General features: G+C 60.4%; 3 protein-coding genes and 1 pseudogene. All 4 read right to left on the bottom strand.

Features of this window, described 5'->3' with window-relative positions:
• A partial coding sequence (locus DBR30_RS16090; protein WP_108588429.1) for a 2-hydroxyacid dehydrogenase occupies window positions 1-877 on the bottom strand: 877 nt, incomplete at its 3' end.
• A 74-nt stretch (window positions 878-951) separates the two neighbouring features.
• The gene (locus DBR30_RS16085) at window positions 952-1,446 is read right to left on the bottom strand and encodes a CreA family protein (protein ID WP_005355485.1); all 495 of its coding nucleotides are present in this window, start codon (window positions 1,444-1,446) and stop codon (window positions 952-954) included.
• 26 nt (window positions 1,447-1,472) lie between these two features.
• Window positions 1,473-1,919: an Mpo1 family 2-hydroxy fatty acid dioxygenase gene (locus DBR30_RS16080; protein ID WP_108541110.1), complete on the bottom strand. Its 447-nt coding sequence runs from the start codon at window positions 1,917-1,919 to the stop codon at window positions 1,473-1,475.
• A 62-nt stretch (window positions 1,920-1,981) separates the two neighbouring features.
• A pseudogene (locus DBR30_RS22365) lies at window positions 1,982-2,456 on the bottom strand (hypothetical protein); the annotation flags it as partial.

Raw genomic sequence — 2,456 nt, 5'->3', positions numbered from 1 at the left:
TGAACAGCACGTTGTGGCAGGCGGACAGACGGCGGAATACGTCATCGGTGATCACCTCGTTGGACTTGTCGGAGAAGAAGAGATCCTCTTCCTCTTCGTAGACGTCCAGCCCCAGCGAGCCAATGCGGGAAGTCTTGAGCGCCTCGATGGCGGCGTTGGAGTCGAGCAGGCCGCCACGGCTGGTGTTGATGATCATCACCCCGTCCTTCATCTTGGCGAACGCCTCCTTGTTCAAGAGGTGGTAGTTCTCTTTGAACAGCGGGCAGTGCAGGCTGATGATGTCGGATTGGCGGAACAGGGTATCGAGATCCACGTACTCGGCACCCAGCTCGATGGCTGCCCGATTCTGGTAAGGATCGTTCACCAGCAGGCGAACCCCGAACCCCTTGAGGATGCGCAGGGCGGCCAGACCGATCTTGCCGGTGCCGATGACGCCAACGGTCTTGCCATGCATGTTGAAGCCGACCAGCCCTTCCAGCGAGAAGTTGGCGTCGCGGGTGCGCTGATAAGCCTTATGGATGCGGCGGTTGAGGCACATCATCATGCCGACAGCATGCTCGGCGGTCGCCTCGGGGGAGTAGGCGGGCACTCGTACCACTTTCAGCCCCAGCTCTTTGGCAGCGGCCAGATCCACGTTGTTGTAACCGGCGCAGCGCAGGGCGATCACCTGGGTGCCGTTGGCAGCCAGTTCGGTCAATACCTCGCGGTCGGCATCGTCATTGACGAACAGACACACCACCGGGAAGCCGTGAGCCAGTCGGGCCGTTTTGGCCTCCAGCCGCACATCGAAAAACTCCAGGTCGAAGCCGTACTGGCTGTTGGCCTGGTTGAAATGCTCTTTGTCATAGCTCTTGGTACTGAATACGGCGACTTTCATGGTATGTGCTCCGCAGCGTGTGTGTCGTCAAATTACAACAAAATGGGTCAGCTATCACCGGACAAACCGGCTGGTTATTGTCCCCACGGCATAATGGGAACGGCGCTGACTGCACTCTTGTACGAACCATCCACCAGTTTGGTGCTGTAGGTCAGGTAAACCAGTGCATTGCGTTTCTTGTCGTAAAAACGCACCACTTTCTGCTCCTTGAACACCAGTGAAGTGCTGACATCGAACACCTCTTCTCCCGCCTTCAGTTTTTCGGGCAGGGTGATGGGGCCGATCTGGTGGCACGACAGGGAGGCGTGGGAGGGATCTTCCGCCAGTCCCAACCCGCCTTTTACACCACCGGTCTTGGGGCGCGCCAGATAGCAGGCAACACCGTCGATGCGCGGGTCGTCGAACGCCTCCACCAGGATCTTGTGGTTGGGGCCAAACAGCTTGAAGGCGGTGCTCACTTCACCGACCGGGTCGGCCTTGTCGGCCAGTGCCGGGCCAGCAAACAGGGCCCCCAGCAGCAGGGGCAGGGCGCGGCGCAGGGCGTTATGTCGCGTGTGGTTATGTGTCATGGTCTCTCCTGTTGGCCCGGCACTCCTCAATAGGGAATGCCCAGGCGACGATAGAGGCTGGCAAGCACCCAGGCGGGGCCTATCAGCAGAAATTGCAGGTCGGCGAGGAAGGAGGGGCGTTTGCCCTCGATCTTGTGGCCGACAAACTGGGCTATCCAGAGCAGCACGAACGCCGCCACCGCGGGCCACAACAGCGGCCCCTGCCATTGGTGGCAGATCCACAGTCCCAGCGCGGTCAGCCCGGCCATCCCCGCGAACAGCGAAAACGACAGCTGCAAATAGAACAGCAGCACCGGAATGGCCGCCACTGCCGCCCAATTGAGGGGCTCTGGCAAGGGCCCGTGTGGCAGACACCAGAGCAGAGCCAGCGAGCAGAGATAGATGCCCGGCACCGCCAGCTTGTGGATGGCGACGTTTATCGGATTGCGATGGCTCTGGCCGTACTGCGCAAACCACTCCTGGATTCCCTTCATGGCACCTCCCTGGCGCACTGTGTTCTCGCGGCCTGACCTTCGTGGCCAGGCGCTCGGGATGCTTATCCCTGCGGTGGATACTCCCAATATTGGGCCGGAATGGATTTTAGCAACGGGGTCATATCCGGATTGGGCAGGGCGATGGTGACCCGCTGATCGAGGTTGGCGCTGGCGAGCGCTTCGCGGATCTTGGGGTTGTCATGGAAGAACTTCATAAAACTGCCATCGGCATAGGCCCGCTCCAGCCCGGTCTGAATCGCCTTGGCCAGCTTGGGGTATTCGGGGCTGACGAAGAAGAACTGGGCGAAGGGGTAGCGGATCAGCAGATGCTGCTCGATAGCGAGGTTGGGATACTGCGCCACCAGCTCGCTGCGCTCGGCGAAGATCTCCACCAGGGCGCGCGGGAAGAAGTCGATCTTGTCGCCGTCGTTGATAAGGCGAAACAGGCTGCTGTATCGGCCGGAGAAGGTCGGGATGCCCGCATTTTCCAGAATTTTGTTATCGGCCCAACCGACCCCTTGCGCCGCCTTCAGCTGT

The organism is Aeromonas sp. HMWF017, assembly GCF_003061465.1.
Taxonomy (GTDB): Bacteria; Pseudomonadota; Gammaproteobacteria; order Enterobacterales; family Aeromonadaceae; genus Aeromonas; species Aeromonas veronii.
Note: the sequence above shows the minus strand (reverse complement) of the source record. Positions and strands in the feature narration are given on the sequence as shown.

Bases quoted from the DNA above. Each gene is read 5' to 3' on its own strand.
- DBR30_RS16085 (WP_005355485.1), bottom strand. From the start codon at position 1,446: ATGACACATAACCACACGCGACATAACGCCCTGCGCCGCGCCCTGCCC.
- DBR30_RS16080 (WP_108541110.1), bottom strand. From the start codon at position 1,919: ATGAAGGGAATCCAGGAGTGGTTTGCGCAGTACGGCCAGAGCCATCGC.